At 57.6% G+C, this 20,495-nt stretch carries 22 protein-coding genes; 5 read left to right on the top strand and 17 right to left on the bottom strand.

Annotated features, from left to right (window positions below; all coding sequences use genetic code 11):
* Positions 1 to 5: 5 nt before the first annotated feature.
* The 16 genes from AOA61_RS04690 to AOA61_RS04615 all read right to left on the bottom strand — a co-directional run bounded on the left by AOA61_RS04690 (position 6) and on the right by AOA61_RS04615 (position 11,466).
* Positions 6 to 218, bottom strand: a complete 213-nt coding sequence (locus AOA61_RS04690; RefSeq protein WP_099601239.1) for a tail protein X — start codon at positions 216 to 218, stop codon at positions 6 to 8.
* Positions 211 to 594, bottom strand: a complete 384-nt coding sequence (locus AOA61_RS04685) for a phage tail protein (protein ID WP_099601238.1) — start codon at positions 592 to 594, stop codon at positions 211 to 213. Before AOA61_RS04685 ends, AOA61_RS04690 begins: the two co-directional genes overlap by 8 nt.
* Positions 594 to 2,051, bottom strand: a complete 1,458-nt coding sequence (locus tag AOA61_RS04680) for a tail tape measure protein (protein ID WP_099601237.1) — start codon at positions 2,049 to 2,051, stop codon at positions 594 to 596. Before AOA61_RS04680 ends, AOA61_RS04685 begins: the two co-directional genes overlap by 1 nt.
* Before the next feature lie 127 nt (positions 2,052 to 2,178).
* Complete coding sequence (locus AOA61_RS04675; protein WP_099601236.1) at positions 2,179 to 2,751, bottom strand: phage tail assembly protein; 573 nt, start codon at positions 2,749 to 2,751, stop codon at positions 2,179 to 2,181.
* A gap of 50 nt (positions 2,752 to 2,801) precedes the next feature.
* The gene (locus AOA61_RS04670) at positions 2,802 to 3,308 is read right to left on the bottom strand and encodes a phage major tail tube protein (RefSeq protein WP_099601235.1); all 507 of its coding nucleotides are present in this window, start codon (positions 3,306 to 3,308) and stop codon (positions 2,802 to 2,804) included.
* The gene (locus AOA61_RS04665; protein ID WP_099601234.1) at positions 3,308 to 4,474 is read right to left on the bottom strand and encodes a phage tail protein; all 1,167 of its coding nucleotides are present in this window, start codon (positions 4,472 to 4,474) and stop codon (positions 3,308 to 3,310) included. The genes AOA61_RS04670 and AOA61_RS04665 overlap by 1 nt, the downstream gene beginning before the upstream one ends.
* 2 nt (positions 4,475 to 4,476) lie before the next feature.
* Entirely contained in the window at positions 4,477 to 4,668 is a 192-nt protein-coding gene (locus AOA61_RS04660) for a hypothetical protein (RefSeq protein ID WP_099601233.1), read from the bottom strand.
* A gap of 85 nt (positions 4,669 to 4,753) precedes the next feature.
* Entirely contained in the window at positions 4,754 to 5,182 is a 429-nt protein-coding gene (locus tag AOA61_RS31475) for a phage tail assembly chaperone (protein WP_164444759.1), read from the bottom strand.
* A gap of 9 nt (positions 5,183 to 5,191) precedes the next feature.
* Positions 5,192 to 6,676, bottom strand: coding sequence for a phage tail protein (locus tag AOA61_RS04650; RefSeq protein ID WP_099601232.1), 1,485 nt, complete (start codon positions 6,674 to 6,676; stop codon positions 5,192 to 5,194).
* A complete protein-coding gene (locus tag AOA61_RS04645) occupies positions 6,677 to 7,306 on the bottom strand; it encodes a phage tail protein I (protein ID WP_099601231.1) in 630 nt (209 codons plus the stop codon).
* Positions 7,303 to 8,298, bottom strand: a complete 996-nt coding sequence (locus AOA61_RS04640; protein WP_099601230.1) for a baseplate J/gp47 family protein — start codon at positions 8,296 to 8,298, stop codon at positions 7,303 to 7,305. Before AOA61_RS04640 ends, AOA61_RS04645 begins: the two co-directional genes overlap by 4 nt.
* The gene (locus AOA61_RS04635; protein WP_099601229.1) at positions 8,295 to 8,627 is read right to left on the bottom strand and encodes a phage baseplate protein; all 333 of its coding nucleotides are present in this window, start codon (positions 8,625 to 8,627) and stop codon (positions 8,295 to 8,297) included. Before AOA61_RS04635 ends, AOA61_RS04640 begins: the two co-directional genes overlap by 4 nt.
* 9 nt (positions 8,628 to 8,636) lie before the next feature.
* Positions 8,637 to 9,248, bottom strand: coding sequence for a phage baseplate assembly protein V (locus AOA61_RS04630; protein WP_099601228.1), 612 nt, complete (start codon positions 9,246 to 9,248; stop codon positions 8,637 to 8,639).
* A 3-nt stretch (positions 9,249 to 9,251) separates the two neighbouring features.
* Complete coding sequence (locus AOA61_RS04625; protein WP_099601227.1) at positions 9,252 to 9,767, bottom strand: hypothetical protein; 516 nt, start codon at positions 9,765 to 9,767, stop codon at positions 9,252 to 9,254.
* 20 nt (positions 9,768 to 9,787) lie between these two features.
* A complete protein-coding gene (locus AOA61_RS04620) occupies positions 9,788 to 10,132 on the bottom strand; it encodes a phage holin family protein (RefSeq protein ID WP_099601226.1) in 345 nt (114 codons plus the stop codon).
* Between the two features lie 599 nt (positions 10,133 to 10,731).
* Entirely contained in the window at positions 10,732 to 11,466 is a 735-nt protein-coding gene (locus tag AOA61_RS04615; RefSeq protein WP_099601225.1) for an XRE family transcriptional regulator, read from the bottom strand.
* A gap of 435 nt (positions 11,467 to 11,901) precedes the next feature.
* Between AOA61_RS04615 and AOA61_RS04610 the strand changes: the two genes are divergently transcribed.
* The 4 genes from AOA61_RS04610 (at position 11,902) to fdxA (ending at position 16,679) form a co-directional block, all read left to right on the top strand.
* Positions 11,902 to 12,621 carry an FkbM family methyltransferase gene (locus AOA61_RS04610; protein WP_306668092.1) on the top strand — a complete coding sequence of 240 codons (720 nt, stop codon included), beginning with the start codon at positions 11,902 to 11,904 and terminating at the stop codon, positions 12,619 to 12,621.
* Positions 12,622 to 13,087: 466 nt separating this feature from the next.
* Positions 13,088 to 13,414, top strand: coding sequence for a DUF2388 domain-containing protein (locus AOA61_RS04600; RefSeq protein ID WP_032891774.1), 327 nt, complete (start codon positions 13,088 to 13,090; stop codon positions 13,412 to 13,414).
* A 207-nt stretch (positions 13,415 to 13,621) separates the two neighbouring features.
* On the top strand, positions 13,622 to 16,213 hold the full coding sequence (mutS, locus tag AOA61_RS04595) for a DNA mismatch repair protein MutS (protein WP_099601222.1): 2,592 nt from the start codon (positions 13,622 to 13,624) through the stop codon (positions 16,211 to 16,213).
* 142 nt (positions 16,214 to 16,355) lie between these two features.
* Entirely contained in the window at positions 16,356 to 16,679 is a 324-nt protein-coding gene (fdxA, locus tag AOA61_RS04590; RefSeq protein WP_032891777.1) for a ferredoxin FdxA, read from the top strand.
* Positions 16,680 to 17,176: 497 nt separating this feature from the next.
* Here the strand turns inward: fdxA and apbC are convergent, their stop codons facing one another.
* Positions 17,177 to 18,271 carry an iron-sulfur cluster carrier protein ApbC gene (gene apbC / locus AOA61_RS04585; RefSeq protein WP_099601221.1) on the bottom strand — a complete coding sequence of 365 codons (1,095 nt, stop codon included), beginning with the start codon at positions 18,269 to 18,271 and terminating at the stop codon, positions 17,177 to 17,179.
* Positions 18,272 to 18,443: 172 nt separating this feature from the next.
* Between apbC and metG the strand changes: the two genes are divergently transcribed.
* A complete protein-coding gene (metG, locus tag AOA61_RS04580; RefSeq protein ID WP_099601220.1) occupies positions 18,444 to 20,495 on the top strand; it encodes a methionine--tRNA ligase in 2,052 nt (683 codons plus the stop codon).

Below are 20,495 nucleotides of genomic sequence, written 5' to 3'. Positions count from 1 at the left end.
CCTCCTTAATCCCAGGCCAAAACGGGACGCACAGCACCTGACCGAGCTTGCATTTCAGGCACGATCACCCACACGCCGGCCAGTAGCACCGGGCCATATTCGGCAAGTTCGGGGTTCAAACGCCAGAGGGTTTCTTCCGCTGCGTCATCGCAACGGCCCAACTCCCGATAAAGCAACAGATTGACCGAATCACCGGCGATACTTCGCACTCTACGCATTGACGAATTCCTCCAACTCCAGCGTCCAGGCCATGACCATAGCGGTTCCGTCATCGATCACATTGCTCTGGGTTTCCACCACCGAATTAATCCGCCACAAGCCCCAGTTACGGCCGATGCCGTCAACCAAAGGCAACGGCGCACGCGTGTTTTGCAGCGCGCGCAACTCGTCCAAGCGCTGCATGCCGGTGGCGTACATCGCCGTACCGATGAACGTGAGCTTTTCCAGCTTCTGCCCGCTCTGCCGCGACTGGGGCTTACTGGCAATAATCACCAAGTCACTCCAGCCGCCGTCGTTGGTACGTACCAACGACGAATAGGCAAACCCTCGGGACAAGCCAAAGATAAAGTCGCCGAGCACCATTTGTTGTCGCATCAGTCACCTCCTGGAGAATCGGCCAGTGCCGCATTGCGTCGGATGCCCAGGGTGTCGGTGACCATCGGCATGCATTGGAACTGCAAGGCTTGGATTACCTGGTTGACGACCTGCTGGGCGTCGGCGGGGTTTACACCGGTGATCTGGATACTCGGGGCGAGAGTGACTTGCACGTTATCCGTGCGCGCCGCGTTGAGTTCCTTGCTCACCGCATTGGGTGCAGGCAGGCGATCACTTGAACTGAACAATTTGTCGCCCAGCCAGGCGCCCGCCTCACTGCCCAGCAAACCGCCAATTGCGCCACCGACAGCGGTGCCAACGCCGGGGAAAACCAGAGTGCCGATAGCGGCGCCTGCGGAGGCACCGGCCCAGGCACCACCGGCGGTGCTGAGGCCTGAGCCGACGGCGTTTACGTCACCATTGCGTACGCCTTGAACCACATTGACTGCAGCGTCGACGTACCGCAGCGGACCGAGACGGCGGGCGCCGACCGACTCCAGCCGGTTCATCGTGTCAGCCAGGCGGGAGGTTGCCGGCATTGGTACGCGGACAACATCCCCAGTGGAATGACTCAAAGGGCTGGGCGATATAGGTTGGGGAGTATTCGCACCCACTTGGCCGGGCATCGGAACCAAGCCTCGTCCCAACGCGTCAATTAACCCAACGCCCTTGCCTGGCGCCAGATTGCGCACGGCACTGCTCCCCAGCCGAGTGTCCGGCGAACTTGGGGAGACACGCTGAGTTGTTGCGCCGCCATGAAAGCCTAATCGTGGGGCTTCCAATACCTTGCTCACCTTCTCGAACAGGTTGCGCACCGTCGCGTTAAACCCACTGGTCGCTTTACTGGAGGTAGAGGTGTTCCTCAACCTCGCCAACCTTGGTCTACCCGAATTTTTGCGCCCGCTCGCGTACTTTGGTCCGAAGCGCTCGCGCCCACGTAGCGCCTCGCTGACGCCTGGGCAGCAACCGTCGCTCCCCTTGCTGGCGCCCTTGAACAACGCGCCAACGCCGGGAATTTTACCAAGCGTCACCTCAAGTGTTTTGTCTGAAACCTTGGTCCTGGCCGACTCCGCCAGGCCTTCACCCGACCACTTGAGCAACTGTGTGATCGAGGATTCGTCGGCAGACGCTTTTTCTTTCGGCGTGTTTTTCGCTTCACTGCCGGTGGAGCCGCCAGCCGTGCCCGCCAGTGCTGCGCTCGTAATGAACAATGTGCTGTTGAGTGTTTCCAGTGTTTCACGCAGCCGCACTTGCTCCAGGGTCAAGGCGTTGATATCCACACTGACGGTGATCAGCGCCGAGCTGAGTTCCGACTGCGGCTGCGGCGCCGCCTCCAGACTCAGAGGAGTGGCAAGGCTTGCGGAAAACGGCGCGAGCACACTACCAAGCTCCACATCGCCGATCATCCAGCGCTTGTCTTCCTGGGCGAGCCTGGTCCGATATTGAGTCTCTTGCATCCCGCTTACTCCTGTTTAACGCCAAGGCGAGTGATCGCGATGTCGTAGCGGCGCAATGCTTTGCCGGCGTCCCAGTCAAGGATCTCAGCCTCATTGACCGAATAAATCAGCGGCACCACATCGAGGATTACTTCGATGTCGCGCTCCGAAAGAAGTCCGCCGGTTGATTTAAAAAATCGTCGATGCGCCCCTGCAGTTCGGTCCAGTCGGGCACGGTCAGGTTGGCGAGGTCGGGGATCATCAAGCCGGTGCAATGGGCGGTAATGAACTCGGCGCGCTCTTTGTTGGTGACGAGTTTTTTCATCACCTTGGTGGCACGCAGAGCGGGTATTTCCAAGGGCAGTTCAGTGAGCGTCCGACCGGCCGCGTCGAGAGGCAGCAACAATTGGACGGGCTGGTCGTGGGTTGCCGTCGCTTGCTCATCCAGAAAAAACGACGCAGGACGCGTCGACATCTCGTGTACGTATTGGGCGATGCTGACGTAGTCCGGGCGCTTGAGTTGGTCGAGCTCTTTTTCCGACAGGCCGGTGGCGAGTTTTGCCAGTTCGAAGAACTGGTCGTCCTCGTCGTCACCGGCCCGGGCCAGCGCGGCTTTTTGCGCGGCGTAGTACAGCGGCTTGAGTTGCACCTGCTGGATCGTCGCGCCGGTGTCGGCGGTGATCGGAGACAGCAGGAGGTGCAGCGGTGGCATCCAGGCCATGGGGCAATTCCTTGATGAAGTAAGGGGCGAGCACGCCCGCCCCCGGAGAGTTACGGCATCAGCACCGCACGGCGGGCATCGCCGAGGATGTCTACACCATTGAGCACGAACTTCTGGGTGCGCACGTCGATGTCGATGACCGGGATGCCGTTTTCCAGGCGGTTGTAAGTGCGGCAGGAAAGCTCAAGCGTGGTGAGAGCCTTGTCGCCCATCTTCAACTTGGCTTCGGCGAGGGATTTCAGTTTGCCGCCGACCGTGTGATAGGTGAAGTAGGTCTTGCCGTCCTGATCCTGGCCGGCTTCCCGCACGTTCAGCAGGATGTCATCACCCAGGCGCACGCCCAGGGCCAGCATGACTTCCGGGCCCGCACCCTGCAGCACCAAGGTGGCATTGAGCACCTTGCCGCTCTTGGCCATTTCCTCGGCGATAAAGCGCCCGCCGGACATGGATTCCATGTCGAATTCGATCTTCGGCGGAGTGAATTCTTCAACCGTCGCGGACAACGGCAGGCCTTGAAGGGTGGCCGCAATGGCCTGTCTGACTCGGTTGGTAAACATTAGAGAACGTCCTCCAGGAACTGCTCGATGATTTCATCACGGGCGTTGAGTTGATAAATCATGTGTTCGTTCGGCGCATAGCGGCCGTAGTCGATAACGATGAACCAGGTGCCGTTCTTGTACTTCTCGACACTGTTGAGTTCCGGGTGCAGGTACACGCTGCCGCCGGGGATGGTTTCGTCGGCGACCAGGGTTTGCAGCCAGTCGTTGATGCGCTTGACCTCCTGGTCCATGAAGGACTTGGTGAGGTTCTTGGCCATGGCCTTTTGACCCGCCTTGACCAGCTTGCGGCTGATGGCGTCTTCCAGGCCGACGTAGCTGATGAACTTGCCGGTGATGGAGCGGTTACCCAGCAGCGAAAAACCGCCGAGGATGGTGCGGGCGTAGTAGCTCACGCCGTAACGGTTGAGCAGGTCGCCTTCGGTGGAGGTGTCGAGGATGTTGTACTCGACCACGCGGGAAACGTCCTCGGCAAACGTCACCTGGTTGCCTGGGCTTTCCCACTGCTTGACCTTAGCCAGCGCAGCGATCGCCAGGGACGATGGCGCGAGGAACACGTTTTTCTTCGCTGCCTTGGAGTACACCGACGGCATGTTGTGCACCAGCAGGCAACGGTCGAAACCGAGGTCGGCACCGCCCAGTTCACCGCTGTAGGTCACCTGATCGGCCACCGCAGCGTCCTTGCCATCCAGCACCACACGGGCCTTGATACGCTTGCCAAAGGCAGCGAACTCACCGGCCACCGCCTTGGTACCGGTGAAGCCTGGGGCGCCGATGATGGTCAGGTCTTCCGGCACGCTGGCCAGTGCCGCCAGGCCCAGCTTGCGACCGGTGACCGGCTCGTTGCCGCCGATTACATTGTTGATAGTGTCCGCCGGGGTGGCGCCCTCCTCCACGATCACCACGTAGACAGGAACCTTGACCACTTTGAGGATCTGGTAGACCGCGTGGAACAGCGTGCCAGACTCCGCACCAGTAGGGTCCAGCAGCGCCTGGGTGGTGAAACTGTTGATTCGGAACGGCGCGTTTTTCGGGATCGACGCATGGGCATTCGGCGCGGTGCCGACCAGGCCGATCACGTTGTCGCCGAGGCCACCCATGGCCTCGGGGGATTCGGTGGCATTCACAGTGATGCCGTTGTGCTCGAAGTTCAGAACCTCAGCCATGGTTAGTCAGCCTTCTTGGTGGCGGCCTTTTTGGCCGGGGTGGCGTTGAGGACGCTGGTCAGTTCCAGGCGACCAGCGGTGCGCAGGGCGGATGCTTCGACGTCCAGCAGTTGCAGTTCCTCGCCGACGGTGGACCAGTGGCCACCTCCGGTGGGGAATGGGATGAGGACGGTGTAGGTTTGGCGGTGGGTCATAGGTGGGATCTCCAGGCACAAAAAAACCGCTCACGGCGGCGGGTCATTCAACTCGGGAAAGAAAACGCCCCGTCAGTGCAGGGCGTTATTTGGTTAGTTCGGCAATCCAGGGCGCAGCCATGGGGCGGTGTTCGCTATCCGGGAAGGCGGATGATTGCGGCCAGTCGCGCAGAGATTGCACGTACAGCAACAATTCAGAAAACTGCTCATCCTTCAGCGTTGTTTCAGCGCGGATTTCAAGCTGATCGAGATGACGCTCACGCAGCCATTTAACGCTTTCAATTTCAGCGTCTCGCCAGATGCGCTCAGCACCTTCGAGGTCGATCTCAATGACCGGAGCACTGATCAAGTAGGGCTGCCCTTTATTATCGTGTGTTCGGACTTTGCCTCGTTCTGGGTTTGCAATAACCCTTAGAAAAACTTCATCCGAGATTTCCACTGCATCGCCCGGAATACTCTCGCCATGCATCGCTGGCAAGTACGTGCAGCCTGTTGATGGACTGTAAAAACGCATAGATTCTCCTTATCTACCGAATGCAAACCAGCGCGCGACAACGGTTGCCACAGATGAAACTTGCTTATCGCACGTCAAGTACATGCCTTTTTTCGTCACCTGATGCACATAAGACCCGATCACGGAACTCAGAATGCCGCTCTCTACAGTCCAGTCGGCATAGAGCACAGAAATTGGGAACTCAACGGGAAATGAAACGGCCAGTAAGCTATCGCCATCTGTCTGATATTCAACGGCGCCCCATTGAATAACCAAGCCGCCTAACCAGCTTGGGAAAACGAAATAACCCGTTGGGGTAAAACTTGCGGCAAAACCCAGGCGCAGCTTTTTTGGTGTAATCATTACCAAATCATTTGCGCTATCAAGCATTTGCACGGCAGTGGCGACCTTTGCGGTGCCTTGGTTGAGTTCGGTCGCTTGGGCAGCCAATGCCGCGAGGGCTGCGATATCGATGGTTCCCTGGTTGATCGGCGCGTTCCAGGCCTTGATGCACCACATCACCGCTAAATTGCGGCCCCGAGTCTCAATCGAAGTCCGAACCGAACGCGAAGCATCGAAGCTCAGACTTGCTCCCATCTGAACATTCGTGGCGTCACCAATACCGGGAGCAGTTCTCAAAGTGACACCAAATGCGCCGGTTGCAGTCAAATTACCTTCACCGAGAAACTGGTAAGGCGCTGCGGGGTCCGCTGCAAGGTTGCCGACAATATTCTGTATTGTATCGATCTGATAGCTGCCGATTGAACGACCAGTATCGACTGCGCGCCCATGATCCCACCCGCGCAAAAACTCCCCACGTGACTCCGGCAATCGAAAGGTACCAGCCGCCTCGTCCCCTTTATTGAACGCACCAGCGAGTAACTTCGCCAAGTCGGGATAAGCCGCGACACTCTTAACGCTACCGTCAATCTCCAGAAAACCCGGCGGGATCTTGTCGACAGGGAACGCCACCATAGAACCCACTGGCAACGCCGAAGCCTTGGCAATCATCGCCTCAATCTCAGCCTTGGAATACGTCCCCTTCGCCAGGTAATCCATCACCCAAGCCCGAGTCGCCTTCACCACCGTGTCATCAATCAACAACGTCACGATCGACGCATTACTGGTCTCAAAGATCGAGCGAATATAAAACTCTTTCCCCGATCCGGACGTCGCCAGAATCGGCTTATACGACTCCGGATATTTAACGACGGCATACAAGATCCCGGTATCCGTCCACAGTCCGGCTTCCCGCACATACCACCCGCCAACATCCGACGGAATGGTGACTTCGGCCATCAGCCAGTTGGCGTTTTTATCATCTTGAAACAGTGCATTCAGGGGCCCACGCCAGACTTCACGCTTGAGCGCCTTGGCGTTGGCATCGGGGTTGTAGACGGCACCGTTACCGTCACCGACGGAAATCTGCGCCAGTTTGATCGGTACGCCGGCGGCCTTGCAGGCGGTTTCGTAGGCGATCCCCGCGTTGGTGAGCAGGGTGTAATAGTCAGCCATTTAGTGCTCCTGTGGATAAAGGGTGGTGGTTTCGACGGTGTAGAGACCGGCCGCCATAAAGGCGCGGCCCGAGGCCTCGACGCCAGCCAGCACGTTTGGGTAGATCGTGGTCATTTCGCCGCACAGCGTGGCAGCGCCAATACTGTGGCGGCCAAAGGCGCTCAAACCCACGGAGATCGACAGGATGTCGCGTTCGCTTTTGGCATCGGCCAGGCGGCGGTCGAGTCGGGCATCGACGGCTTCGCTGTAGGGCAATTCGGTCCAGGCCCGTACGGCAAAGCTGTAGGGCACGCCCGGCGGTTTCTGCTCGTACCACGCACGCACTTCTGGACTGAGTTGCAGACCCTTGGCGGCGTTTTCCAAGGCCTGACGGGTGCCGGCCTGGCGTGCGGTGGGCCAGGCGAGTTTGACGGTCAGGCGCTTCTCGGACTCAGGGGCTGTGGCGCTCCACTCGTTGACCGCACGGTCTGCCGCCAGGTAGGGCAAGAACGCCGCGGGTGTACGATCCGGGTCCATCAGTTCGGGAAACGGAGGGGTGACCCGCTCCAACAACATCCCAAACCCCAGATCCAACGCCTTTTCCAGCGGTGAGCTGTTGGCGGGCAATAAACTCGCTTTGGGTTCACTCATAGCGTGCGCACCTCCACCTCGACGCCCGTGCAATACGGGGCCTGGAATGCCGTGCTGATGATCGGCGCCAGCGGCTCGAGGATCTGCAGTTGCGCGGCGCCAGCGCTGTGGATCGCATAGTCGATCCAACTTGGGTCCACGCGGCCTTCCAGGCGATGGCAGGACTCTGCGTAGTTTTGCAGCAGTTTCTGCGCAGCGACTTGAGTGAGTCCGGAATCCGGACCGGCGTTGATTTTTGCGACCACGCGAATGTTGTAAGGCAGGATCTGCGCACCTTGGACGGTAACCAGATCGGTCTCAGGTCGTACATCGGGCCGTGCGAAATGTCGCCGTACGCCGTCAAGCAAATCGGCGGAAGCAGTACCATCCCCCTCCCTGGACAGTACGGTGACCCTCACTTCGCCAGGCGCCGTGCGCCGTCCGTTGCCATCCTTGACCTGGGCCGCGTAGCCGTCAGGATCGAAGGTGTAGCTGACGGTCACCACGCCCGGTGTGGCGCTCTGCACGTTGACCGACGGCCGCTCGCCGAGGGTAAAGACTTCGCGGCGATACTGCATACGCGAACCCGCGGCCGGTGCGTGGGGCGCCAAGTAATAGCGCAGGCGCGCATCGTCATCGCTTTCCAGGGTTGCGGGTACCGGTGGGAAAGCCGCCGGATCACCGGGGTCGAGCACTTGGCGCTCCAGGCCCATATCGGCCAGGCGTGCATCCAGGTTACTGCCGGTGGCCCACCACGCCAGCATCTGCTTGATGCGGGCGTTGTACTTGCGTTCGTGGGTTTGCAGGCGCACGCAAAAAGCTTCCAGGGCTAGTGTCAGCAGCTCGCTTTCGTTGTCGAGGCTGACCTTGAGTTTGGCCGCGCTTTGCGGCGCGCGGGTGGCGACGTAATCGACGACAAACGCCTTGAATTCCGCCAGCAGCGGTTCGAATTCATCGACCGCGATAATCGCCGGCTCCGCCAGTTGGTTCTGGCCTGGGATCAGCATGCTCATGTCACGACCTCGAAGGATTGTTGGCGGTTTTTCCAGGTGCCGGCAAAACGCAGCAATAAACCGGCGCCCTGGCGGGTGGCGACGATGACCTGGGGTTGAAAGTCGGCAATGCCGTTCTGGGTGTTATAGAAGGCTTGTGCGGCATGGCTTTGAGCAAGGATCAGCAGGTCGTCGCCGAGGTTCTGGCCGAGCAGTTGCGGGATCATCGAGCCGTACATCGGGCGCTTCTGACGAGTGCCTAAGGGGGTGGTTAGCGCTCGGGTGGCACGCTGTACGAATTGCAGCCAGTCATCGACGGCTGCCCCCGTGTTCCTATCGATTCCGATCATGGCAACTCCTTATGCGCGGCTGATCACGCGCCCCTGGTGATCCACCACCGGGCCGCTCAAATGCACGCCGGCGGCATCCAGCGAGAGGCCGGTGGCGCCGAGTTGCAGGGTGATGCTCTGGGCACTCATGGTCAGGCTGGCAGCGCCGACCTTGATGTCGAGCTGTTCGCGAGAACCGCTGAACGTGGTTGGGCCGTTAATCCAGTTGAAGGTGTGGCTGGCGTCGTCGTAGTCGCTTTGGGTGCCATCCTGATGGCGCCGCCGGGTCAGCGAGGCCACGCTGGACACCGGTGGAAACAGACTACTGTTCAGTCCGAACAGTGCCACAGACTGCGTGCCCCCTTCCCCACCGCCGTAGTTGAGCAGCAGGCATTGTTCGCCCACCGATGGAATACGGGTTTCGGTCTGCGCACCGGCACTGGGGTTGAAGAATCGAATCGCCGGGGTAAGCAACTCACCGTGGCTGACCTTGCAGGTATTGCTGGCAGCGTCGACCTCCTGGCACACGCCAATGCGGCAGAAACTTTCCGCGCGTCGATACAAGTCTTCGAGCTGGGCTTCCATTTCCGCCAGGCGCTCGACAATCGGCCCCAGTTGCATGCGTAACAATGCGTCGAACATGGACTACTCCTGCAGGGGCCGATATTGATCCGGATCGTCGATGTCCGAGACTTCCCAGGTGCGGGCAAACAGCGGCGTACCTGTGGGATCTTGGAGCAACGACGGGCCGAGATAGAGGGTTTGGGTGAAGGAAACGACCCAGGTGTCGTAGTCCGTTTCGGCACTGGAAAATCCGGAAGGCGCCGCAACGATCGACGTGGGCAAATCGCACTGACCCGACGGCAGGCCCCAGCGGTTATCCAGGGCCAGGTCCATCAGTTGGCTGGCCAGGTCGCACGCGTCAAAAGGTGCCGCACCGCTGGCGACCGTAGCCCTGAGTGAAACCGACAAAACATGTGCCTTGCGCCCTTCAGGGGAACGAACCCCGGGGCCGTTGCGTTCCACACTGATCAGCACACCGGTGTGATCCCCGGCGTCGGCAAAGTCCTGGTGGTTGCCTACCTGTAATTGTGGGAAGGCACGCTTCAGCGCGTCCCCAATTGCTACAGGTAGTTGGGAGGGGTTTTCGATAAGTGTCATCAGTTGCGTCCTTGCAGCAGTTACTGCTGATCCGGGCGGGACGTCGGCGCTTCGTTGACCCCGATGCGCTTGGCCGCCCAACGTTCATAAAGGCCGATGGCGACGTCTGCGCCGGCCATGGCCGTCAGGCAACCAATGGCGCCGGCGGTCCAGATCGACATGCCGGCGGCGTAGCACAGCATCAATGCCGAGACTCCGCAGACCATGCATGCCCCGGACCGCAGGGCCAGGCGCCGGACCAGCGACCAACCACGGGCGCCCTCCTTGTCGGCGCGCCACATTTCGCCGGATACGCCGCCGATCAGAGCCAGTGCGATCACCAGCCAGATAGGCATTTCCGCTAACACTTGCTGCTCGTTTGTCATGTCACGCCTCCTGGCTGCGCATTGCCGGCAAAGACCCGGCTTTTGGGTAAATCCATGTATAGGTAGGCATTCCAAAAAGCCCGGTTGCCCGGGCTTTTCAGTAATGCGGTCCAGCTTCGATCTTTCGGCGCTACTGGCGCGGTACGGATCTTTCCTCAATGTTTTTCCGACCACGATCCCTGTCTGCCGGATAACTGCTTCTGGTGCTTTACGCTGCACACCCGGGTCAGTTGCCAACCCTCTGAACCGTTAAGGCCGGTTCATCGCTGCCTGTTCTTGCAAAGCTGTGAAACTAAAGAGCGTCGGCATCCTTGCCGGTCTTGCCTGGCATCCCTGCCATCGCTCTGATGGCGTCCTTGCCGATGTTGCGTGCCTTCCTTGTCTTCCTTGGCAGCATCCTTGCCGCCTCCACCAGGCCTTGTTGGCTGGCTTGAGACGAAGAATATGCATGTATGCATATACAGTCAATGCATAAATGCATTTATTTTCAGCGCGATCATGCATGAATGCATTTACGACCTTATGGGTAAAGGGTTCGACGATTTTCTACAGACGAAAAAAAACCCGCTCGACGGCGGGCTTTCTCTTACACAAGAAGGTTAACGGGCGTACATCCCCCACCAGAACACATGGCCAAGGATGCTGATCTGCTCATCCTGAATATCCTGGAAGCTGTAGTCCTCATCCGGGTGTTCATCGCGATTGAAACTACGCAGGCGAATACCGGTAGGCAGGCGATACAGCTGTTTCACCCGCAACTGGCCATTGTGATTGATGGCATACAAGTCGCCATCGACGATGTCGCCGATGCCACTTTTACCAGCATTCACGCCGACCGTCGCACCGTCACGCAGCACCGGCAACATACTGTTGCCACGCACCGTTACGCATTTGGCCTGGTCGAACTGCACGCCGTTATGCCGCAAGCTGCGCTTTCCAAAACGCAGGCTGGCTTTCTCGCTTTCCTCGATGACGAATCTTCCTGATCCAGCAGCCAATTCAACCTCGCGCAGAAAGGGGATCGACACCTCGTCCTCATTAACGGGGGTGTCGTCGTCCCAAAGGCTAATGTCCTTGAGTTCCGAATGCATTGGATCTCGCTCGTCATCTCGCGAAACGCCCACCGCCACGCGCCCGCGCAACTGGTCGGTGCTGATGCGGAAGTATTCGGCAATACGGGAAATGTGCTTGTCCGACGGGTCAGCGATCTTCCCGCTGAGGATCCGGGACAACGTGGATTGAGGCACACCGGTGCGCCGGTGAAGCTCCGTGGGAGAGATCCGGTCGCGGTCCAGCAGCTCTCTTAAAACGATAGAAACATTGCGTTTTTGCATGACGCGGATAGTGACGGGAGACTTGGAGAATGGCAAATGCTTAATCGCATAAATGATGCATTTTTATGCATTTGACACCCTTTTTACCGCCTAAACGGACTCATCCCAGTGGCGAGACTCCCGTCATCATCGTTCCGCCCTCGAAAGCGGATTCCCTTAGGCTATTTCTAAACGTAAGATCCTTGATACCAAGTCGTGCATAACAGATACAAAAGGAAGAATCTGTCAATGGATACCTAATATGCACGCTAGGAAAATAAAAACTACTCAAGGAAATTTAACGTTGATCTCAAAATTAACATCAAGAATCATCAGAAAACTTCGAAAATACTCAAAGCTACCTATCAGCTATAAATACAGAAGCTTTTCAATAAACTTGCCGGCACACCACCTATTACCTGAATTTCAAAAACAACACCCAAAATATGATAGGTTCTGCCACACCTAACACGCTACATCAATGACTCAGAAACCATCATAGATATAGGTGCCAATATCGGAGATTCATTAGCGGGCATGGCTGAACAGAATACCACTGCTAATTATATCTGCATTGAAGCTGATGATTCTTTTTACAGGCACTTAGAAGATAATGTCAAAAAAATAAAAACCTCAATAAACCACTTAAAAGTCACTACAATAAAAGCCCTGGTAGGAAAAAAAATCTCCAACGTCTCACTTGACGGACAAAACGGGACAAAACACGCGATATTACAAAATGAGGGCGGCCTAAAATCGTCGCCACTCGATGAGCTGATCCCCAATGAATCCAGCATACGCATCTTGAAAAGTGACGTTGACGGGTTCGATTACGATGTACTTGATTCTTCCATGGTAGTTATAAAAAAACACAAACCAATTCTTTTCTTTGAATGCCAATACGATCACGAATACCAAAAAGCAGGCTATTTAAAAACGCTCAGCGCGCTTCAGCAGGCAGGCTATTGTGATTGGGTGATTTTTGACAACTTTGGCGAAATCGTCATTCGCACAGGCGAGATGAGCATTATCGTCCAGCTCATAAACTACATCTGGCAGCAAAACACTGGACGCTCTACACGAACAATTTACTACTACGACATTTTGGCAGTCCACAAAGAGGACTCTTCGCTCATAAACAAGGTTCTTGAAGAATACACTTCCCCTTTAACCTGACCATTTGTAGATATCCCCAAGCATGAGCGCCTACAATCCAACTCCGGCTGTCTGCGACCATAGATGCCAACCTTATAAATCTGCGATCACCTGCTTGGCGAACAGGCCTGCAGCCTTCAGCTCAGCGCGCAGTAGTAAAGCGAAGATTGGCTAGGCAATGTGCGAAATGGAATAACACGGATGACTTCATGGCGAGATCAGAGCTTCTGGAGCAAGGTGCAGACATGCACCCTACTGGCGCTCATTGGGATGTTCACAAGCTACACCGACGCGCACTGGATAGAAGGAGCCTCATCCAATAGTAAGCGGGTCTTCAGCCGAGGCTTCGTTGTGCTCTGCGCAATAGTGGCTGGGATTGAGCTGGCAGTGCTCAACCACTTCTATGCTTCGCCCGGATGAGGTGACCGCGGGGAATGGCCGGCCCTGATATCGTCTCGCCCTTAAATCAAAATGGAAACATCGACGAATGGACTCATGGAAAACGCTGACAATCGCTGTCATGGTGCTGATGGGCAATCAGGCAGTGGCGGCAGAAAATGCCAACCCCTTCGATAAAGCGCTGATGTACTCCACGTTCGTGCCAACCATCTTGGTTGCAGGCACTACTTCTCTCACGACCGAAGCGCCAAAGCTTTTTACATCATCGAAAACCGACGCCCTTGCGTTTATCGGTTCGGACGGCGAAATCCGCGGGGCCGAGTTTGAACGGGCATCTCGGTACTATCATTCGACCTACCCCGCGCCGCTTATGTCCGACATGCAATTGGCCAAGGCTATCGCCGTTTCGTACTGAGAGAGGCGTCCATATTCAGCACAGGCCGAAAGGCAAAAGGGGCGGTGCATTTAAATAAATGCGCCGCCCCTTTTTTACGTTTTACCTGACCGTTTGCGACCTGCGAAGGGCCGACCTCGCGTGTTAACCTTGCGGCCATTGCAAAATCAGCAGGGCCGAGCGCCCCACCTTTGCCCCACTCCTTTCAACGAATTTGCTAACTATCTGATGAGTAAACACACTTCCGATCTGTCCTCCCATACGCCAATGATGCAGCAATACTGGCGCCTGAAAAACCAGCACCCTGATCAGTTGATGTTCTATCGCATGGGCGACTTCTACGAGATCTTCTATGAAGACGCGAAGAAGGCCGCCAAGTTGCTGGACATTACCTTGACCGCACGCGGGCAGTCGGCGGGACAGTCAATTCCAATGTGTGGGATTCCTTACCATTCGTTGGAAGGCTATCTGGTCAAGCTAGTGAAGCTGGGCGAGTCGGTGGTGATCTGTGAGCAGATCGGCGACCCGGCGACCAGCAAGGGGCCGGTAGAGCGTCAGGTGGTGCGCATCATTACACCGGGCACGGTGAGTGATGAGGCGCTGCTGGATGAGCGTCGCGATAACCTGATCGCTGCGGTGTTGGGCGATGAACGGCTGTTCGGCCTTTCCGTGCTGGACATCACCAGCGGCAATTTCAGCGTGCTGGAGATCAAGGGCTGGGAGAACTTGCTGGCGGAGTTGGAGCGCATCAATCCTGTTGAACTGCTGATCCCGGACGATTGGCCGAAGGACCTGCCGGCGGAAAAACGCCGTGGGACCAAGCGCCGTGCGCCGTGGGATTTCGAGCGTGATTCGGCGCTCAAAAGCCTGTGCCAGCAGTTCTCGGTACAAGACCTGAAAGGCTTCGGCTGCGAAACCCTGACCCTGGCCATCGGCGCCGCCGGTTGCCTGCTCAGCTACGCCAAGGAAACCCAGCGCACTGCCCTGCCGCATTTGCGCAGCCTGCGCCATGAGCGCCTGGACGATACCGTGGTGCTCGATGGTGCCAGCCGTCGCAATCTGGAACTGGACACCAACCTGTCCGGCGGGCGTGACAACACGCTGCAATCGGTGGTCGACCGCTGCCAGACTGCCATGGGCAGCCGCCTTCTGACACGCTGGCTGAATCGTCCGCTGCGGGATCTGAGCGTACTGCAAGCGCGTCAAACCTCTATTACCTGCCTGCTGGATGGCTATCGCTTTGAAAAGCTCCAGCCACAGCTGAAAGAAATCGGTGACATTGAGCGGATCCTGGCACGGATTGGACTGCGAAATGCGCGCCCTCGTGACTTGGCACGCCTGCGCGACGCCCTTGGCGCCCTGCCGCAGTTGCAAGTGGCGATGACCGAGTTGGACACGCCGCACCTGCAACAGCTCGCAATCACGGCGGGCACCTACCCGGAACTGGCCGCGTTGCTGGAAAAAGCCATCATCGATAACCCGCCGGCGATCATCCGTGACGGTGGTGTATTGAAGACCGGTTACGACAGTGAGCTGGATGAACTGCAAGCCCTGAGCGAAAACGCCGGGCAGTTCCTGATTGACCTGGAAGCCCGCGAAAAAGCCCGCACCGGTCTCGCCAACCTGAAGGTCGGCTACAACCGCGTGCACGGCTACTTTATTGAGTTACCAAGCAAGCAGGCCGAGTCGGCACCGATCGATTATCAACGTCGCCAGACCCTCAAAGGCGCCGAGCGCTTTATCACACCGGAACTCAAAGAGTTCGAAGACAAGGCGCTGTCAGCCAAGAGCCGTGCCCTGGCCCGCGAGAAAATGCTCTATGAGACCTTGCTCGAAGACTTGATCAGCCAATTGGCGCCGCTGCAGGACACTGCCGCCGCCCTGGCGGAGCTGGATGTATTGAGCAACCTTGCCGAACGTGCGTTGAACCTTGATCTCAACTGCCCACGCTTTGTCAGCGAACCGTGCATGCGCATCGTGCAGGGCCGCCATCCGGTGGTGGAACAGGTCTTGACCACGCCGTTCGTCGCCAACGACCTGTCCCTGGACGACGATACACGCATGCTGGTGATCACCGGTCCTAACATGGGTGGTAAATCGACCTACATGCGCCAGACCGCTTTAATCGTGTTGCTGGCGCATATCGGCAGCTTCGTGCCGGCGGCCAGTTGCGAACTGTCCCTGGTCGACCGGATTTTCACCCGGATCGGCTCCAGCGATGACCTGGCCGGTGGCCGCTCGACCTTTATGGTGGAAATGAGCGAAACCGCCAACATCCTGCACAACGCCACCGAGCGCAGCCTGGTGCTGATGGACGAAGTGGGTCGCGGCACCAGCACCTTCGACGGTTTGTCCCTGGCATGGGCAGCCGCTGAGCGATTGGCGCATCTGCGGGCTTACACACTGTTTGCCACCCACTACTTCGAACTGACGGTGCTGCCGGAAAGCGAGCCACTGGTGGCCAACGTGCACCTCAATGCCACTGAGCACAACGAACGCATCGTGTTCCTTCATCATGTGTTGCCTGGGCCCGCCAGCCAAAGTTACGGACTGGCGGTGGCGCAATTGGCCGGAGTGCCGAACGACGTGATCGTGCGTGCCCGTGAACACCTCAGTCGCCTGGAAACCACGGCTCTGCCCCATGAAACCGTGGTTACCAGCCCAGCCAAGACCGCCAACAAACCTTCCGCGCCTCACCAAAGCGATATGTTCGCCAGCCTGCCACACCCCGTGCTGGATGAGCTGGCCAAGCTTGACCTGGACGGCTTAACACCGCGTAAAGCGCTCGAAATGTTATATGCACTGCAAGTTCGGATATAACGCAGACGCTTGCAAGCTGGTAGACTCTCGCGCGGTTTGGGATGCTGCGGGCTCTTAGCCTGGCCTGCAGACTATCGCTCCCGAACCTCGCGAGCCCTGCCACACAGGGTTTCGCTGCCGCCGCCTGAGGAGAAAATTAGAAATGACCTTCGTCGTTACCGACAACTGCATCAAGTGCAAGTACACCGACTGCGTCGAAGTGTGTCCGGTGGACTGCTTCTACGAAGGCCCGAATTTCCTGGTCATCCACCCGGATGAGTGCATTGATTGCGCCCTGTGTGAACCAGAATGCCCGGCCGTCGCTATCTTCTCCGAGGATGAAGTCCCGGCGGATATGCAGGAATTTATTCAGTTGAACGTCGAGCTGGCGGAGATCTGGCCGAACATCACTGAGAAGAAAGACTCGCTGCCTGACGCAGCAGATTGGGATGGTAAAAAAGGCAAGATCAAACACCTGGAGCGCTAATAGCGCCGCCGCCCAACTGAAAAAGCCCCTTTCCGGGGCTTTTTTGCATTCTGGAGCAGGCATTTACTTTTTTGCAGGCAAAAAAAAGGGGCGGTATGACCCGCCCACATTTTTTCCCTAGTCCCTTTATTCCTTTTCATCATCCTGATGAATCGCATCCTGCGACGTTCCCTGAGCCATCGATCCTTAATGGCTGTGTCAATCCGTGGACACAGGACTGATGTTAGAGAGTTCCAAGGGAAGTTCAATGGGATCCAAATCGCCGACCGACACGTGATCGCTCTCTGGCGACGATAAATAATCTTTATATTTCATACAGATAGAAAATGCCTTCATCGATTTTAGCCGCACACGCCAGGTAAAAAACCCAAACACTTACGCAAAAGTAGGCGATTGCTTACACGCCTGATTGCGTAAATGCGCAACTAATATTCGTGGGCGGTTTTGCGGGCAAGAAAAAGCCCCGACAACGCGAGGCTTTTTTCGCTGCAACCTTTTCAGTCTTCGCTCACCGTAATCGTCGGCATTGCCGGTGCTGATGCTTCCTGCAGTACGATCCGCGCCCCCACGTGACGGGCCAGCTCCTGATACACCATGGCGATCTGACCATCAGGCTCGGCCGCAACAGTAGGTTTACCGCCGTCGGCCTGTTCTCGAATCGCCATCGACAACGGCAACGAAGCCAGCAATTCAACCCCGTACTGGGTCGCCAGCTTTTCACCGCCGCCTTCACCAAACAGATGCTCAGCGTGGCCGCAGTTGGAGCAAATGTGCACGGCCATGTTCTCCACGACACCCAGCACCGGGATGTTGACCTTACGGAACATCTCCACACCTTTTTTGGCATCGAGCAGCGCCAAGTCCTGGGGAGTGGTCACGATCACCGAGCCGGCCACAGGGACTTTCTGCGCGAGGGTCAGTTGGATATCGCCGGTGCCTGGCGGCATGTCGATGACTAGGTAATCCAAATCGCCCCATGCGGTCTGCGTAACCAATTGCAGTAAGGCGCCGGAGACCATCGGGCCACGCCATACCATCGGCGTGTTGTCATCGGTCAGGAACGCCATGGACATGACTTCCACGCCAAGAGATTCGATAGGCACGAACCACTTCTGATCCTTGACCTTCGGCCGCGTGCCTTCTGCAATTCCGAACATCACGCCTTGGCTTGGACCATAGATATCAGCGTCTAGAATGCCCACACGCGCGCCTTCACGGGCCAAGGCCAGGGCAAGGTTGGCAGCCGTGGTGGATTTCCCCACGCCGCCCTTGCCGGACGCCACGGCAATTACATTCTTGACGTTAGCCAGGCCCGGGATCTGCGCCTGAGCCTTGTGCGGCGCGATTACGCACTGGATGTCGACCTTGGCAGATGCCACACCATCCAGACCTTCAATGGCGATTTGCAGCATCTGCGCCCAGCCACTCTTGAACAGACCGGCGGCATAGCCCAGCTCCAGGTGGACCGACACCTGATCGCCCTGGACCTCAATGGCGCGCACACAACCGGCACTGACCGGGTCCTGATTCAAATAGGGGTCGGTGTACTGGCGAAGAACGGCTTCCACCGCTGCGCGATTCACGGCGCTCATGGGCTACTCCCGAAAAAAGACTGACTGAAACAGGCGGCTATCCTAACCGTTCCGGCCGCTTAACGGCATGCTTTCGAAGATGGGGAAGATGCTGAAACAGCGCCACGGGGTGAAATAAATTTCCTGGCGCTTTATAGTGGCCGACCTCCGTTTCATCAAGTAGCCGAGCCCCATGTCCGAGCCACGCAAGATCCTCGTCACCAGCGCCCTGCCCTATGCCAATGGTTCTATCCATCTTGGCCATATGCTTGAGTACATCCAGACCGATATGTGGGTGCGCTTCCAGAAGCATCGCGGCAACCAATGCATTTATGTCTGCGCGGACGACGCCCACGGTTCGGCCATCATGCTGCGCGCCGAAAAGGAAGGCATCACCCCGGAACAACTGATCGCCAATGTGCAGGCTGAACACAGCGCCGACTTTGCCGAGTTCCTGGTGGATTTCGATAACTTCCACTCGACTCACGCTGAAGAAAACCGCGAACTGTCGAACCAGATCTACCTGCGGCTGCGCGACGCCGGGCACATTGCCCAGCGTTCGATCACACAGTATTTCGACCCGGAAAAGAAAATGTTCCTGGCCGATCGCTTCATCAAGGGCACCTGCCCGAAATGCGGCACCGAAGACCAGTACGGCGACAACTGCGAAAAATGCGGTGCGACCTATGCGCCCACCGATCTGAAGGATCCGAAGTCGGCCATCTCCGGCGCCACACCGGTGCTCAAGGATTCCCAACACTTCTTCTTCAAGCTCCCGGATTTCCAGCAGATGCTGCAAACCTGGACCCGCAGCGGCACCCTTCAGGATGCCGTGGCCAACAAGATCGCTGAATGGCTGGATGCGGGCCTGCAACAGTGGGACATCTCGCGTGACGCGCCGTACTTCGGCTTCGAGATCCCAGACGAGCCAGGCAAGTACTTCTATGTGTGGCTGGACGCACCGATCGGCTACATGGCCAGTTTCAAGAACCTCTGCGACCGTACGCCGGAGCTGGACTTCGACGCGTTCTGGGGCAAGGACTCCACCGCCGAGCTGTACCACTTCATCGGCAAGGACATCGTCAATTTCCACGCACTGTTCTGGCCAGCGATGCTCGAAGGTTCGGGCTACCGCAAGCCTACTGGTATTGCCGTGCACGGCTACCTGACGGTCAACGGGCAGAAGATGTCCAAGTCCCGTGGCACATTCATCAAGGCGCGCACCTACCTGGACCACCTGTCCCCGGAATACCTGCGCTACTACTACGCATCCAAATTGGGCCGTGGCGTCGACGACCTCGACCTGAACCTGGAAGACTTCGTACAGAAGGTCAACTCGGACCTTGTGGGCAAAGTCGTGAACATCGCTAGCCGTTGCGCCGGATTTATCCACAAGGGCAACGCCGGCTTACTGGTGTCAGAAAATGCCGCACCGGAACTGACCGATGCGTTCCGGGCCGCCGCGCCAAGCATCGCCGACGCCTATGAAGCCCGCGACTTTGCCCGCGCGATGCGCGAGATCATGGGCCTGGCCGACCGCGCCAACGCCTGGATCGCCGATAAGGCCCCGTGGTCGTTGAACAAGCAGGAAGGCAAGCAGGCGGAAGTGCAGGCGATCTGCGCCACAGGTGTCAATCTGTTCCGCCAGTTGGTGATCTTCCTCAAACCGGTTCTGCCGTTGCTGGCAGCCGACGCGGAGGCGTTCCTCAATGTTGCGCCACTGACCTGGAACGACCACACCACCTTGCTCAGCAACCACCAGTTGAACGAGTTCAAGCCGCTGATGACCCGCATCGATCCCGTGAAAGTCCAAGCCATGACCGACGCTTCGAAAGAAGACCTCGTTGCTAGCCAGACCGACACCGGTTCGACTGCACCAACAGGCAATGGTGAATTGGCCAAAGACCCACTTTCTCCGGAAATCGAGTTTGACGCCTTTGCCGCCGTTGACCTCCGTGTTGCGCTGATCATCAAGGCGGAAGCCGTAGAAGGTGCCGACAAACTGCTGCGCCTGACGCTGGATATCGGTGACGAGCAACGCAATGTGTTTTCCGGGATCAAAAGCGCTTATCCGGATCCGTCCAAGCTCGATGGTCGCCTGACCATGATGATCGCCAACCTCAAGCCTCGAAAAATGAAGTTCGGTATCTCCGAAGGCATGGTGATGGCGGCCGGCCCTGGGGGTGAAGAGATCTACCTGCTGAGCCCTGATAGCGGCGCCAAGCCGGGTCAGCGCATCAAGTAA

The organism is Pseudomonas sp. 2995-1 (assembly GCF_002742505.1).
GTDB classification, from domain to species: Bacteria; Pseudomonadota; Gammaproteobacteria; order Pseudomonadales; family Pseudomonadaceae; genus Aquipseudomonas; species Aquipseudomonas sivasensis.
The sequence above is the reverse complement of the archived record's forward strand: the minus strand, read 5'-3'. Positions and strand labels throughout refer to the sequence as shown.

Coding starts and splice junctions, on each gene's coding strand:
- AOA61_RS04690 (WP_099601239.1), bottom strand. CDS start 218: ATGCGTAGAGTGCGAAGTATCGCCGGTGATTCGGTCAATCTGTTGCTT.
- AOA61_RS04685 (WP_099601238.1), bottom strand. CDS start 594: ATGCGACAACAAATGGTGCTCGGCGACTTTATCTTTGGCTTGTCCCGA.
- AOA61_RS04680 (WP_099601237.1), bottom strand. CDS start 2,051: ATGCAAGAGACTCAATATCGGACCAGGCTCGCCCAGGAAGACAAGCGC.
- AOA61_RS04675 (WP_099601236.1), bottom strand. CDS start 2,751: ATGGCCTGGATGCCACCGCTGCACCTCCTGCTGTCTCCGATCACCGCC.
- AOA61_RS04670 (WP_099601235.1), bottom strand. CDS start 3,308: ATGTTTACCAACCGAGTCAGACAGGCCATTGCGGCCACCCTTCAAGGC.
- AOA61_RS04665 (WP_099601234.1), bottom strand. CDS start 4,474: ATGGCTGAGGTTCTGAACTTCGAGCACAACGGCATCACTGTGAATGCC.
- AOA61_RS04660 (WP_099601233.1), bottom strand. CDS start 4,668: ATGACCCACCGCCAAACCTACACCGTCCTCATCCCATTCCCCACCGGA.
- AOA61_RS31475 (WP_164444759.1), bottom strand. CDS start 5,182: ATGCGTTTTTACAGTCCATCAACAGGCTGCACGTACTTGCCAGCGATG.
- AOA61_RS04650 (WP_099601232.1), bottom strand. CDS start 6,676: ATGGCTGACTATTACACCCTGCTCACCAACGCGGGGATCGCCTACGAA.
- AOA61_RS04645 (WP_099601231.1), bottom strand. CDS start 7,306: ATGAGTGAACCCAAAGCGAGTTTATTGCCCGCCAACAGCTCACCGCTG.
- AOA61_RS04640 (WP_099601230.1), bottom strand. CDS start 8,298: ATGAGCATGCTGATCCCAGGCCAGAACCAACTGGCGGAGCCGGCGATT.
- AOA61_RS04635 (WP_099601229.1), bottom strand. CDS start 8,627: ATGATCGGAATCGATAGGAACACGGGGGCAGCCGTCGATGACTGGCTG.
- AOA61_RS04630 (WP_099601228.1), bottom strand. CDS start 9,248: ATGTTCGACGCATTGTTACGCATGCAACTGGGGCCGATTGTCGAGCGC.
- AOA61_RS04625 (WP_099601227.1), bottom strand. CDS start 9,767: ATGACACTTATCGAAAACCCCTCCCAACTACCTGTAGCAATTGGGGAC.
- AOA61_RS04620 (WP_099601226.1), bottom strand. CDS start 10,132: ATGACAAACGAGCAGCAAGTGTTAGCGGAAATGCCTATCTGGCTGGTG.
- AOA61_RS04615 (WP_099601225.1), bottom strand. CDS start 11,466: ATGCAAAAACGCAATGTTTCTATCGTTTTAAGAGAGCTGCTGGACCGC.
- AOA61_RS04600 (WP_032891774.1), top strand. CDS start 13,088: ATGGACTCATGGAAAACGCTGACAATCGCTGTCATGGTGCTGATGGGC.
- mutS (WP_099601222.1), top strand. CDS start 13,622: ATGAGTAAACACACTTCCGATCTGTCCTCCCATACGCCAATGATGCAG.
- fdxA (WP_032891777.1), top strand. CDS start 16,356: ATGACCTTCGTCGTTACCGACAACTGCATCAAGTGCAAGTACACCGAC.
- apbC (WP_099601221.1), bottom strand. CDS start 18,271: ATGAGCGCCGTGAATCGCGCAGCGGTGGAAGCCGTTCTTCGCCAGTAC.
- metG (WP_099601220.1), top strand. CDS start 18,444: ATGTCCGAGCCACGCAAGATCCTCGTCACCAGCGCCCTGCCCTATGCC.